This is a genomic window from Geobacillus sp. (assembly GCF_017515625.1).
GTDB classification, from domain to species: Bacteria; Bacillota; Bacilli; order Bacillales; family Anoxybacillaceae; genus Geobacillus; species Geobacillus stearothermophilus.
Genome location: NZ_JAFWFM010000097.1, coordinates 1 through 11740 on the forward strand (window position 1 = coordinate 1; position 11740 = coordinate 11740).

14 protein-coding genes and 1 rRNA gene are annotated in these 11740 nt (G+C 52.1%); 11 read left to right on the forward strand and 4 right to left on the reverse strand.

The window, feature by feature from the left end; all coding sequences use genetic code 11:
- Positions 1–23 precede the first annotated feature (23 nt).
- The 5 genes from rrf (at position 24) to tsaD (ending at position 2983) form a co-directional block, all read left to right on the forward strand.
- Positions 24–140 (forward strand): 5S ribosomal RNA (gene rrf / locus IKE44_RS06165).
- A 225-nt stretch (positions 141–365) separates the two neighbouring features.
- Positions 366–824: a tRNA (adenosine(37)-N6)-threonylcarbamoyltransferase complex ATPase subunit type 1 TsaE gene (tsaE, locus tag IKE44_RS06170; RefSeq protein WP_033010045.1), complete on the forward strand. Its 459-nt coding sequence runs from the start codon at positions 366–368 to the stop codon at positions 822–824.
- Positions 821–1561, forward strand: a complete 741-nt coding sequence (gene tsaB / locus IKE44_RS06175; protein ID WP_033016751.1) for a tRNA (adenosine(37)-N6)-threonylcarbamoyltransferase complex dimerization subunit type 1 TsaB — start codon at positions 821–823, stop codon at positions 1559–1561. The genes tsaE and tsaB overlap by 4 nt, the downstream gene beginning before the upstream one ends.
- Complete coding sequence (gene rimI, locus IKE44_RS06180) at positions 1521–1973, forward strand: ribosomal protein S18-alanine N-acetyltransferase (RefSeq protein WP_033010040.1); 453 nt, start codon at positions 1521–1523, stop codon at positions 1971–1973. Before tsaB ends, rimI begins: the two co-directional genes overlap by 41 nt.
- A complete protein-coding gene (gene tsaD / locus IKE44_RS06185; protein ID WP_033016752.1) occupies positions 1970–2983 on the forward strand; it encodes a tRNA (adenosine(37)-N6)-threonylcarbamoyltransferase complex transferase subunit TsaD in 1014 nt (337 codons plus the stop codon). Before rimI ends, tsaD begins: the two co-directional genes overlap by 4 nt.
- Before the next feature lie 703 nt (positions 2984–3686).
- Here tsaD and IKE44_RS06190 read toward each other — a convergent pair.
- Positions 3687–5618 (reverse strand): ABC-F family ATP-binding cassette domain-containing protein, encoded by a 1932-nt coding sequence (locus IKE44_RS06190; protein ID WP_049624796.1) that lies wholly within the window; start codon positions 5616–5618, stop codon positions 3687–3689.
- 95 nt (positions 5619–5713) lie between these two features.
- Between IKE44_RS06190 and moaC the strand changes: the two genes are divergently transcribed.
- The 4 genes from moaC to tatC are packed head-to-tail and all read left to right on the forward strand — an operon-like array spanning position 5714 to position 7799.
- On the forward strand, positions 5714–6202 hold the full coding sequence (moaC, locus tag IKE44_RS06195) for a cyclic pyranopterin monophosphate synthase MoaC (protein ID WP_033016803.1): 489 nt from the start codon (positions 5714–5716) through the stop codon (positions 6200–6202).
- A gap of 15 nt (positions 6203–6217) precedes the next feature.
- Entirely contained in the window at positions 6218–6859 is a 642-nt protein-coding gene (locus IKE44_RS06200; RefSeq protein WP_287465333.1) for a redox-sensing transcriptional repressor Rex, read from the forward strand.
- A gap of 17 nt (positions 6860–6876) precedes the next feature.
- Positions 6877–7029, forward strand: coding sequence for a twin-arginine translocase TatA/TatE family subunit (gene tatA / locus IKE44_RS06205; RefSeq protein ID WP_031406010.1), 153 nt, complete (start codon positions 6877–6879; stop codon positions 7027–7029).
- 20 nt (positions 7030–7049) lie between these two features.
- Positions 7050–7799, forward strand: a complete 750-nt coding sequence (gene tatC, locus IKE44_RS06210; protein WP_287465335.1) for a twin-arginine translocase subunit TatC — start codon at positions 7050–7052, stop codon at positions 7797–7799.
- A 64-nt stretch (positions 7800–7863) separates the two neighbouring features.
- On the opposite strand, the gene IKE44_RS06215 is transcribed toward tatC, so the two are convergent.
- Both IKE44_RS06215 and IKE44_RS06220 read right to left on the reverse strand, forming a co-directional pair.
- Entirely contained in the window at positions 7864–8043 is a 180-nt protein-coding gene (locus IKE44_RS06215) for a YdiK family protein (protein ID WP_033010036.1), read from the reverse strand.
- Positions 8040–8774, reverse strand: a complete 735-nt coding sequence (locus IKE44_RS06220) for a CPBP family intramembrane glutamic endopeptidase (RefSeq protein ID WP_049624795.1) — start codon at positions 8772–8774, stop codon at positions 8040–8042. The genes IKE44_RS06215 and IKE44_RS06220 overlap by 4 nt, the downstream gene beginning before the upstream one ends.
- Positions 8775–9134: 360 nt before the next feature.
- On the opposite strand from IKE44_RS06220, the gene groES reads away from it, so the two are divergent.
- Positions 9135–9419: a co-chaperone GroES gene (groES, locus tag IKE44_RS06225; RefSeq protein ID WP_033010033.1), complete on the forward strand. Its 285-nt coding sequence runs from the start codon at positions 9135–9137 to the stop codon at positions 9417–9419.
- Between the two features lie 118 nt (positions 9420–9537).
- Positions 9538–11154 carry a chaperonin GroEL gene (groL, locus tag IKE44_RS06230; protein WP_049624794.1) on the forward strand — a complete coding sequence of 539 codons (1617 nt, stop codon included), beginning with the start codon at positions 9538–9540 and terminating at the stop codon, positions 11152–11154.
- Between the two features lie 166 nt (positions 11155–11320).
- Here groL and IKE44_RS06235 read toward each other — a convergent pair whose 3' ends face one another.
- The gene (locus IKE44_RS06235; protein ID WP_231107667.1) at positions 11321–11485 is read right to left on the reverse strand and encodes a hypothetical protein; all 165 of its coding nucleotides are present in this window, start codon (positions 11483–11485) and stop codon (positions 11321–11323) included.
- Between the last annotated feature and the right edge of the window lie 255 nt (positions 11486–11740).

Sequence of the window (11740 nt, forward strand, 5' to 3'; positions counted from 1 at the left end):
TGATGTCGAAACTGAATCGCTTGCCTAGTGGTGATAGCGGAGGGGAAACACCCGTTCCCATCCCGAACACGGAAGTTAAGCCCTCCAGCGCCGATGGTAGTTGGGGCCAGCGCCCCTGCAAGAGTAGGTCGCTGCTAGGCAATCTTATTCACCAGGGAGTAGCAACACGCCTAATTCCCTTTTTCTTTTTGTTTTGCGAGTTTGATCTCAGGACTGCCCGGGAGGCTCAATATAGCCTTAGCAGGGCAGTCCTTTTGTTTTGTATGGCTGTTTTTTTGGCGCCGGCAGTGGCAACGTTGCCGTTCCTTATGGTAAAATTTCAAAAGCGGAAGCAAAGATGATAAAATGGAATAAGGTGGAACACCATGAAGCAGTTTGAACTTACCGTGCATTCTCCGGAAGAGACGAAGGCGGTTGCACGCCGGCTCGGAGAACGGCTTCAGCCGGGGATGGTCATCGCGTTAGAGGGAGATTTAGGTGCGGGAAAAACAACGTTTACGAAAGGGATTGCCGAGGGGCTGGGCATTGTACAAAACGTCAACAGCCCGACCTTCACGATTATCAAGCAGTATGATGGGCGGCTGCCGCTTTATCATATGGATGTGTATCGGCTTGAAGACGAATGGGAGGATCTCGGATTTGATGAATATTTTAACGGTGATGGTGTTGCGGTTGTCGAGTGGGCCCATTTGATTGCGGGGCAGCTGCCTGAGGAGCGGCTGACCGTTTCTTTGTTTCGCCATGGCGGCGATGAACGGAGACTTGTCTTTGAGCCGTCAGGGTGGCGCTATGAACAGCTATGCAAGGAGATTTTTGCGTCATGAAAATATTAGGGATTGATACATCGAATATGCCGCTAGGCATTGCTGTGGCGGATGGGGATGTTATTAAAGGGGAATTCATTACGAGTGTCAAAAGAGATCATTCTGTCCGGACGATGCCGGCCATTGAGTCGCTGCTTCGGCAGTGCGGAATGGCGCCCAATGAGCTTGATTTAGTTGTTGTTGCGAAAGGCCCTGGATCTTATACCGGGGTGCGGATCGGTGTCACCATTGCGAAAACGCTCGCTTGGTCGCTCGGCATTCCGATAGCCGGCGTCTCGAGTTTAGAGGTGCTCGCCGCTAATGGCCGGTATTTCCCCGGTTTGCTCGTCCCGCTGTTTGACGCGCGGCGCGGACAAATTTACACCGGGTTGTACCGGTACGAGGACGGCGCGCTCCGATGCCTTGAAGCGGACCGGATTGTGGCGGCGGACGAGTGGGCCGATCATTTACGCAGACGGGGAGAGGATGTATTGTTCATCGGAGCCGATGCGCCGGTATATAGTGAGCTGTTTCGGAGCCGCTTGGGCGGGCGGTTTTTCATGACGCCGCCGTCGTTGACATTGCCGCGGCCAAGTGAGCTCATCATGCTCGGAAAAGAGAAAGAACATGAGAATCCGCATACGTTTGTGCCGAATTACATCCGTCTTGCGGAAGCGGAAGCGAAATGGCTTGCGAAACAAAAAGGGGACGGGGACGATGGGGATCGATGTGCAATTCCGGCCGATGACCATTCATGATATCGATGAGGTCGTGCAAGTCGAACAGGCGTCGTTTACCGCGCCGTGGAGCCGGGAATCTTTTTATAATGAACTGATGTACAATCGTTACGCGAAATATATTGTCATGGTGCACCGCGGACGGATCATCGGGTATGCGGGGATGTGGCTCGTGATTGATGAAGCGCATGTGACGAATGTCGCTGTGCTGCCACAGTTTCGCGGACAAAAACTCGGCGAAGCGCTTATGCGCCGCCTTATGGAAACAGCCAAGCAGCATGGGGCGGCGACGATGACGCTGGAAGTGCGCGTCTCGAACCATGTCGCCCAGTCGTTGTACCGAAAGCTTGGGTTTCGCAATGGCGGCATCCGCAAACGGTATTATCCGGACAATTTTGAAGATGCGCTAGTGATGTGGGTGAAACTGACATGAATGAAAACGTGCATGTACTAGGTATTGAAACGAGCTGCGATGAAACAGCGGCGGCCGTGGTGAAAAACGGAAAAGAGATTTTATCGAATGTTGTGGCGTCGCAAATGGAAAGCCATCGGCGGTTTGGCGGTGTTGTGCCGGAAATTGCCTCGCGCCATCATGTCGAACAAATTACACTCGTCATGGAGGAAGCGATGCGGCAGGCTGGCGTATCGTTTTCCGATCTTGATGCCATTGCGGTGACGGCCGGACCGGGGTTGGTTGGGGCGCTCCTTGTCGGGGTGAACGCCGCAAAGGCGCTCGCGTTTGCCCACGGGTTGCCGCTTGTCGGGGTGCATCATATTGCTGGTCATATTTACGCCAACCAGCTCGTGGCGGAGATGAAATTTCCGCTGTTGGCGCTTGTCGTTTCCGGCGGGCATACGGAGCTTGTTTACATGGAAGGCCACGGGGCGTTTCAAGTCATTGGCGAGACGCGCGACGACGCTGCTGGTGAGGCGTATGACAAGGTGGCGCGGGCTTTAGGCCTTCCGTACCCAGGAGGACCGCACATCGACCGGTTGGCTCATGAGGGCGAGCCCGTGATTGATTTGCCGCGAGCGTGGCTTGAGGAAGGTTCGTATGATTTCAGCTTCAGCGGCTTAAAATCAGCGGTTCTCAATGCGCTCCACAAAGCGAAGCAGCGCGGCGAGGAGATCGATCCGAGACAGATGGCCGCGAGCTTTCAGGCCAGCGTCGTCGATGTGCTGGTGACGAAAACAGTGCAGGCGGCGAAACAGTACAATGTGCGGCAAGTGCTGCTCGCCGGCGGAGTGGCGGCCAACCGCGGGCTTCGGGCTGCACTGCAGGAGAAAATGAAAGAGCTCCCCGATGTGGAGCTTGTCATCCCACCGTTATCGCTATGCACTGATAATGCGGCGATGATTGCCGTTGCGGGAACTGTGTTATATCAACAAGGAAAGCGGGCTGATTTGGCGCTCAACGCCAATCCAAGCTTGCCGCTTGTCTAGAAGGTCGGTGATTTAGTACAAAATACTGCTAGCTCCACTTGTTTCTCAATTAGAGAAAAACTGTGGAATCAGCCTTCTTTTTTGGCGAAATGCCGTTGATTTGCTCGTGACAGCAGTTTGTCACCGGCCTTCTAGGAGGTTGGGGATTTCATAGAGCGGATCGCTTAGGGCAGGTGGTCTGCTCTTTTTTGTTTGGCAAGCGGAACGGCCGTCGGGTGGGGACTTGTTGTGCATATTTTTATCCATAGGTTGTGGACAATGTGGAAAAGTAAAAAAACATGATAACGGCGAGGAGTGCAATACACAATCATTTTTTCATATGAGGAAAGGGATTGGTTGTGGATAATGTGGAAAAGTCGGTGAATAACTTCTGTTTTGCACAGAAAAGTGTGGATTTCTTTGTGTATAATGTGATTAACACAAAAACGGGGCTGACCTAAAAGGTCGCCTGCCTTCAAGATAGGCGCACGTCTAGTGCGGCAGAAACAGCAAGCATATATATGCAACGAAAGAGGGTGTTCCAATCCTTTGGGGACACCCTCTTGTCAGTCATCGTCCTTCACCTAAGAAGCAGCTTTCATGAACAAGGCAAAAGGCTGCTAAATGAGTTTGGCCTGTGATCGGCCTGGCGCGGTGATGCGCACGAGCAGTGCACATGAAGCCGCTAGATGCCCGTGTTGGCGTTCCCTGGCAGCGGATTGGCTCAAAACGAGGCGTAGAGCTGTTCCCACTCGGCCAATAACGTTTCAAGCTGCTGTTTCCGCTTTTCGTTTTCTTGCGTGAGCTGCTGCACGGTTTCATAATCGCCGTATACAGACGGGTCGCACAGCTGCTGCTCGGTTTCAGCGATTTGTGCTTCCAGTGCGGCGATCTCGGCTTCGATCTCTTCCAGACGGCGCTGCCGTTGGCGCTGTCGTCTTTTTTCCTCTTTTTCTTGCTCGTATGTGGATTTGGCTGTTTCGCCGCTGTCCGGTGATGCGGGCGGGTGGGAGTCCAGGCGCGCCAATTCGCGCATTTCTTCTTTTTTCGCCACGTAATAGTCATAGTCTCCTAAATATTCGACAAGCCCATCGCCCGAGAGTTCAAACAGCTTTGTCGCGATGCGATTAATGAAATAGCGGTCGTGGGAGACGAACAAGATCGTTCCCGGATAGTCGACAAGCGCCTGCTCGAGCATCTCTTTGCTGTCAAGGTCGAGATGGTTGGTCGGTTCATCCAACAAGAGAACGTTGGCTTTTTGCAGCATGAGTTTGGCGAGCGCCAGGCGTGCTTTCTCTCCGCCGCTTAAGGCGGAAACCGGTTTTAAGACGTCGTCGCCGGAAAACAAAAAGTTGCCGAGCACGGTGCGAATTTCTTTTTCGGTTTTGTCCGGGTAGGCGTCCCACAACTCGTCGAGCACTCGTTTGTTTGTCGACAGTTCCGCCTGGTTTTGGTCGTAATAGCCGATTTTCACATTTGCACCGTACCGGAGCTTTCCGGATTGGACTGGGAGCTTTCCGGCGATCGTCTTCAACAATGTCGACTTGCCGATGCCGTTTGGTCCGACCAAGGCGACACTCTCCCCCCGTGTTATGCGAAAGCTGATTTGGCGGATGACCGGTGCGCCTTCGCGATAGCCGGCGGTCAATTGCTCTGCGGTGAGCACCTCATGGCCGCTCGGCCGCTCAATCGCAAAAGAAAAAGAAGCTGATTTTTCATCTCCGGCCGGGCGTTCAAGCCGCTCCATTTTTTCGAGCTGCTTTCGCCGGCTTTGCGCCCGTTTCGTTGTCGAGGCGCGGGCGATGTTGCGCCGGATGAAGTCTTCGAGGCGGGCGATTTCCTCCTGTTGCTTTTCGTATCGTTTTAGCTCTTGTTCGTATTGCTCGGCCCGAAGCTCCAAATAGCGGCTGTAATTGCCGCTATACCGCTTAAGCGTCGCGTTGGACAGCTCGTACACTTCGGTGACGACTTTGTCCAAAAAGTAGCGGTCATGGGAAACGAGCAGAACGGCGCCGGGGTATGCCTGTAAATATTGCTCGAGCCATGTGAGCGTATCGAGGTCCAAATGGTTCGTCGGCTCGTCTAAAATAAGCAAGTCCGGCTTGGCCAACAGCAGTTTTCCAAGGGCGAGCCGCGTCCGCTGTCCGCCGCTTAGCGAGGAAACGGGCGTTGTTTGGTAATCGTATGACGAAAATTGCAGCCCGTGCAAAACAGAGCGGATGTCGGCTTCATACTGATAGCCCCCTTGTTCTTTGTATTGCTCTTGCAAGTTGTCATACGCTTGAAGCGTTTTTTCGTAGCGGGACGGATCGGCGAGCAGATCCGGGTCGCCAAGCTGGGCGCCGAGCTCTGCTAGCTGCGCTTCGATCGCCCGGAGCGGCGCGAATACGTCCAGCATCTCGTCCCAAATGGAGCGTGACGAGTCGAGCCCGCTGTTTTGCGCCAAATAGCCGATTTTGATATGGCTTGGCTTGATGATTTCACCGCTGTCGGAAGAAAGTTCGCCGGCGATGATCTTCAGCAGCGTCGATTTGCCTGCGCCGTTGCGGCCGACAAGAGCAATGCGGGCGCGGGACTGTATTTCTAGTTTTATATTCGATAAAATAAGGTCAGCGCCAAAATATTTCGTGATTCCATTCACTTGCAAAATGATCATGTCCGTCACCTCGCGAATAGTTTAACGTAAGTCGCGAAAACGGTCAAAGACAGATAACGAAAAATGGTGTATAGTGATAAATGGAGGAGATTGTCTTGTCATCGTTTACGCATTTCAATGAACAAGGCCGGGCGAAAATGGTCGACATTACGAACAAGGAAGATACGATCAGGATAGCGGTGGCGAGAACGAGCGTCACCGTCAATGAAGAGATTTACGAAAAGATGACGAACAATGCCATTGAGAAAGGTGATGTGCTGGCGGTAGCCCAGGTGGCCGGGGTCATGGCGGCGAAAAAAACGGCCGATCTTATTCCGATGTGCCATCCGCTTATGTTAAAAGGCGTCGATATTGCCTTTGCTTGGGAAAAAGAGGCGGAAGCGTATAAACTTGTGATTACCGTGACGGTCAAAACGAAAGGGAGCACAGGAGTGGAGATGGAAGCGCTGACGGCGGCTTCGGTATGCGCATTGACTGTGTACGACATGTGCAAATCGCTCGATAAAGGAATGACGATCGGTCCAACGTATTTGGTCGAAAAAACGGGCGGGAAGTCCGGCCATTATCGACGGAAAACCGATTAGCTGGGGGATGAAACGATGAGCAACGAACAACCGAAAATCCCGCAGGCGACTGCCAAGCGTCTGCCGTTATACTATCGGTTTTTGGAAAATTTACATGCCTCAGGGAAGCAGCGCGTGTCCTCCGCCGAGCTGAGCGAGGCGGTGAAAGTCGATCCGGCGACAATTCGCCGCGACTTTTCGTATTTTGGCGCGCTTGGCAAAAAGGGATACGGGTATAATGTCAATTATTTGTTGTCGTTTTTCCGCCAGACGCTTGAAGAGGATGAGGTGACCGAAGTCGCCTTGTTTGGCGTCGGCAATTTAGGCACCGCCTTTTTAAACTACAACTTTTCGAAAAATAACAACACGAAAATTGTCATGGCGTTTGATGTCGATGAACGGAAGGTCGGAACGACAGTCGGCGGGGTGCCGGTCTATCATCTCGATGAGCTGGAGGAGCGGCTTCGCGGCGACATTCCGATCGCGATTTTAACCGTGCCGGCCGCCGCGGCTCAAGCGCTGACCGACCGCCTTGTCGCGCAAGGAATTAAAGGCATTTTAAACTTTACTCCGGCGCGGTTGAACGTGCCGAACCATATTCGTGTCCATCATATCGATTTAGCCATTGAGCTGCAGTCGCTCGTCTATTTTTTGAAAAACTATCCATCGCCATCGTAAAAAGGAGAGAACAACACATGAAATATTTGTTGCTCGTTCTTGTCATTTTGTTGCTGTTTGGCACGAAAAAGCTGCCGGAGTTGGGGCGGTCGTTCGGCCAGTCGCTTCGCGAGTTTAAAGACGCCACAAAAGGGCTCGCTGATGACGAAGAAACGAAAACCGACCGATGACAAGGCAGGATGGGGAAACGATGAATGACAAAGAAATGTCCGTGTATGAACACCTCGGAGAGCTGCGGAAACGGCTGATCATCGTGCTTCTCTTTTTCGTTGCGGCGCTTGTAGCCAGCTTCTTTTTTGTCGATGACGTCATTGTGTATTTGCAGCACACTGTGGAAGCGAAACAGCTGACGATGAACGCGTTCCGCCTCACCGATCCGATTAAAGTGTATTTTCAGTTTGCCTTTGTCATCGCCGCTGTACTGACTGCTCCGGTGCTGTTGTATCAAATTTGGGCGTTTGTCAGTCCGGGGCTGTATGAAAAAGAGCGGAAAGCAACGCTCAGCTACATTCCAGCATCGATCATTCTATTTTTAGCCGGGGTTGGTTTTGCGTATTTCGTCTTGTTTCCATTTGTCGTCCGGTTTATGAATCAGCTGGCGGAACGGCTCGGCATTCAACAGATGATCGGCATTAATGAATATTTTCAGTTTTTGCTGCAGCTCGTGCTGCCGTTTGGCATCGTGTTTCAGCTGCCGATTGTTGTCCTGTTTTTCACCCGCTTAGGGCTTATTACGCCGCAGCTTCTTGTTCGCATCCGCAAGTATGCGTATTTGGCGCTGCTTATTTTAGCGGCCGCCATTACGCCGCCGGATGTGTTGTCGCAAGTGATCGTCATGATTCCACTGACGCTTTTGTATGAGGGGAGCATCTGGGTTGCCAAAATCGGCTATCGAAAGGCGCAATTAGCGGCGGAGGAAGGAAGCGGCGATCCATATTGAGGGCAGCATCAAGAGGACGGTTCATACGGCGCCAGGCAAAAACCCTCCCCCAATGGGGAGGGTTTTATTGTCTCGGTGTGAAGAACAAGCGAAAGGCGGTGCCGAAATCAAAAGCGGCCAGCGCCGCCAACGCGATGGTTGAGACGTTCCAAATCGTTTCATGAACGCTTTCGATCGCCAAATACGTAAACAGGAAGCCCAAGATGAAATACGGAACAGAAAACAGCCGCGGATGGCGCGTCATAGCCAAATCCTCCAAATGGCCAGCGGCAGTTCCGCTTGGCGCATCATGTTTTCCAATTCATCAGCCAACAAAATTTGAACGGCAACGACAAACGTGTTCATTGCTACATGGGCGAACATCGGCACGAAAATGCGTCCGGTTTTGGCGTATAAAAAGGCGAACACCATCCCCATGGATGTGTACAAAAGCAAATGCTCCGGCTCCATGTGGGCGAGAGCAAACAGAAGCGAGCTGGCCAGCGCTGCCAACCAAAAGTTGTATTTTTCATAAAGCGAGCCAAAAATGATTTTGCGGAAGATGAGTTCCTCCAAAACCGGGCCGATGACCGACGTGACGACGACGAGCAATGGCGTCAGGCGGATGATGTCGATGATTTGCCTTGTGTTTTCCGAGCCCGGCTCAATGCCCAATAGACGCCATTCGATGTTGGCGGCAACGCTTTGCGCGGCAAGCGCCAAAAAGACGCCCGAGATCGCCCACATCCATGACGAGGCGAGCGGCAGCCGCCGCATTGTCCGTTCATCGCGGTCGCCGCGCAGCAGCCATAAAATGATGGCAAAAGCCAATAAAAAGCTGATGACCGCCCAATAGCCGGAGGCAATTTTCGCTGCTTCGAGACGTGTTTGCGCGCCTTGGCCGACGCCGAGGGAGCGAAGGAGCGGCACACCGACAAAGGAAGACAGCTGCATGGCGATATAGGTGATGATGACATACCAGTAACGGCGCTTCAAATCGTTTTACCCCTTTATTTCAAATATATCCGTATTGTAGCACATGTTCGGCGAAATGATAAGAAAAGCGCGCCGGCCGTGGTTGGCGCGGCCGCCACAAAAAAATTGCCTAGCGTTGTTTATTGATGTTAGAAATGTGCAATAATGAAAATGGATTTTGTGCGCCGATTGATCTGGGGCCTGACAGCTTGTTATCCCATTTTCTCCTTATCTTCGCGCATGAAAGAAAAACAGTTATTTTTTTGTATTTCCTACTTGCAAAACGGAGAAGAGTTCATTAATATTATAAGTGTGTTAGCACTCAATAATGATGAGTGCTAATAAGAACGGCGAAAACTATCGTTAAGGAGGTTGTTTCCCGTGTTGAAGCCATTAGGCGATCGCATTGTCATTGAAGTCGTGGAAACTGAAGAAAAAACGGCTAGCGGCATCGTGCTGCCGGATACGGCGAAAGAAAAGCCGCAAGAAGGCCGCGTTGTCGCTGTCGGTGCAGGCCGCGTGCTTGACAACGGCCAACGCGTTGCGCCGGAAGTTGAAGTCGGCGACCGCATCATTTTCTCGAAATACGCCGGCACGGAAGTAAAATACGACGGAAAAGAATACTTAATTTTGCGCGAAAGCGACGTTTTGGCTGTCATCCGCTAATATATTGCGTTTACCACATAAACATTCCGGAAAACTGACATATCCTTAACTTTATGACACGAATACTTACCTTTTTCACGGCATGCAGTGAAATAAATTCATAAGGAGGTAACGGGGTATGGCAAAGGAAATTAAGTTCAGCGAAGAAGCGCGCCGTGCGATGTTGCGCGGGGTGGACAAACTCGCAGACGCAGTGAAAGTCACATTAGGTCCGAAAGGCCGCAACGTCGTATTGGAGAAAAAATTCGGTTCTCCGCTCATCACGAACGACGGGGTAACGATCGCGAAAGAAATCGAACTCGAAGACCCGTTTGAAAACATGGGCGCGAAACTGGTCGCTGAAGTCGCCAGCAAAACGAACGACATCGCTGGGGACGGGACGACAACGGCTACCGTATTGGCTCAAGCGATGATCCGTGAAGGATTGAAAAACGTGGCAGCTGGCGCCAATCCGATGGGCATCCGCCGCGGGATTGAAAAAGCGGTAGCGGTAGCGGTTGAAGAATTAAAAGCCATCTCCAAACCGATCAAAGGAAAAGAATCGATCGCCCAAGTGGCTGCGATCTCGGCTGCTGACGAAGAAGTCGGCCGATTGATCGCTGAAGCGATGGAACGCGTCGGCAATGACGGCGTCATCACGCTTGAAGAATCGAAAGGCTTCACGACGGAACTCGACGTTGTCGAAGGGATGCAATTCGACCGCGGTTACGTTTCGCCGTACATGATTACAGATACGGAAAAAATGGAAGCTGTTCTCGAAAATCCGTACATCTTGATTACAGACAAAAAAGTATCGAGCATCCAAGAGCTGTTACCGGTTCTTGAGCAAGTCGTGCAACAAGGCCGTCCGCTCCTGATCATTGCGGAAGATGTCGAAGGCGAAGCACTCGCAACGCTTGTTGTCAACAAACTGCGCGGCACGTTCAATGCGGTTGCTGTCAAAGCGCCTGGCTTCGGTGATCGCCGCAAAGCGATGCTCGAAGACATTGCGATTTTGACAGGCGGCGAAGTGATCTCGGAAGAGCTTGGCCGTGAACTGAAATCGACCACGATCGCGTCGCTCGGCCGTGCGTCAAAAGTGGTTGTTACGAAAGAAACGACGACGATCGTCGAAGGCGCTGGCGATTCGGAGCGCATCAAAGCGCGCATCAACCAAATCCGTGCGCAGCTTGAAGAAACGACGTCCGAATTCGACCGCGAAAAACTGCAAGAACGCTTGGCGAAACTCGCTGGCGGCGTAGCGGTCATCAAAGTTGGCGCAGCGACAGAAACGGAATTGAAAGAACGCAAACTGCGCATTGAAGATGCGCTCAACTCGACTCGTGCTGCGGTTGAAGAAGGCATTGTCGCTGGCGGTGGCACGGCGTTGATGAACGTCTACAGCAAAGTTGCGGCCATCGAAGCGGAAGGCGATGAAGCAACGGGTGTGAAAATCGTCTTGCGCGCGATCGAAGAACCGGTTCGTCAAATCGCGCAAAACGCTGGTCTGGAAGGCTCGATCATCGTTGAGCGCCTGAAAAACGAAAAACCGGGCATTGGCTTCAACGCGGCAACAGGCGAATGGGTCGACATGATCGAAGCTGGTATCGTTGACCCGACGAAAGTCACTCGCTCGGCGCTGCAAAACGCTGCCTCTGTCGCCGCCATGGTCTTGACGACAGAAGCGGTCGTTGCCGACAAACCGGAAGAAAACAAAGGCAACAACAACATGCCGGATATGGGTAGCATGATGTAATCTCGCCGCAAAAGCCTTGGAACACTGGGGTTTCCCCGGTGTTCTTTTTCTTTTTGACTATATATGCCTCAGCCAGGTGTTCTTACAGCCGCTGATCGGGTGAAGGGCAGCTGTTGTTTCTCCCTCATATCGCTATTCTATTGCACCTTTTCCTCCGCTGTGCTAGTTATCGCACCTCAATGAAAAACGCATAAATCGCATTCCCTTTTTTCCAAGAGGTGTGAATGGCATAAATGTATGCCTCTTTCTTTTCCGGAAGAGTAATGATTCCGTTTTGCACCGGGCGCCAGTCGGCATCTCCGCCATTCCATACACCCGCTTCGATCGTCAACGGGAGGTTGTCAAATTGGAGGTGTAATTTTGCCCCAGGGGCAACCGGACAGCCATACAGCGATGAGGAGCCATAGCCATCTATTTTTCATGTCGTTTCCCCCTTTCTCAGTTAGGGTATTGTCAAAAGTTTATCCTCCACACTCACGGTTTTCCCTTGAGTTTCAACGGTTGGAAGAAAAAAAGCTTGCCACCCCCGTTGTTTTCGGCCATCATTGAGGTAACGACACCCAACAGCCAAAACAAAGGAGTGACA

What these genes read in the sequence shown, in the direction of transcription:
- tsaE (WP_033010045.1), top strand. Translation starts at nt 366, where the DNA reads ATGAAGCAGTTTGAACTTACCGTGCATTCTCCGGAAGAGACGAAGGCG.
- tsaB (WP_033016751.1), top strand. Translation starts at nt 821, where the DNA reads ATGAAAATATTAGGGATTGATACATCGAATATGCCGCTAGGCATTGCT.
- rimI (WP_033010040.1), top strand. Translation starts at nt 1,521, where the DNA reads ATGGGGATCGATGTGCAATTCCGGCCGATGACCATTCATGATATCGAT.
- tsaD (WP_033016752.1), top strand. Translation starts at nt 1,970, where the DNA reads ATGAATGAAAACGTGCATGTACTAGGTATTGAAACGAGCTGCGATGAA.
- IKE44_RS06190 (WP_049624796.1), bottom strand. Translation starts at nt 5,618, where the DNA reads ATGATCATTTTGCAAGTGAATGGAATCACGAAATATTTTGGCGCTGAC.
- IKE44_RS06200 (WP_287465333.1), top strand. Translation starts at nt 6,218, where the DNA reads ATGAGCAACGAACAACCGAAAATCCCGCAGGCGACTGCCAAGCGTCTG.
- tatA (WP_031406010.1), top strand. Translation starts at nt 6,877, where the DNA reads ATGAAATATTTGTTGCTCGTTCTTGTCATTTTGTTGCTGTTTGGCACG.
- tatC (WP_287465335.1), top strand. Translation starts at nt 7,050, where the DNA reads ATGAATGACAAAGAAATGTCCGTGTATGAACACCTCGGAGAGCTGCGG.
- IKE44_RS06215 (WP_033010036.1), bottom strand. Translation starts at nt 8,043, where the DNA reads ATGACGCGCCATCCGCGGCTGTTTTCTGTTCCGTATTTCATCTTGGGC.
- groL (WP_049624794.1), top strand. Translation starts at nt 9,538, where the DNA reads ATGGCAAAGGAAATTAAGTTCAGCGAAGAAGCGCGCCGTGCGATGTTG.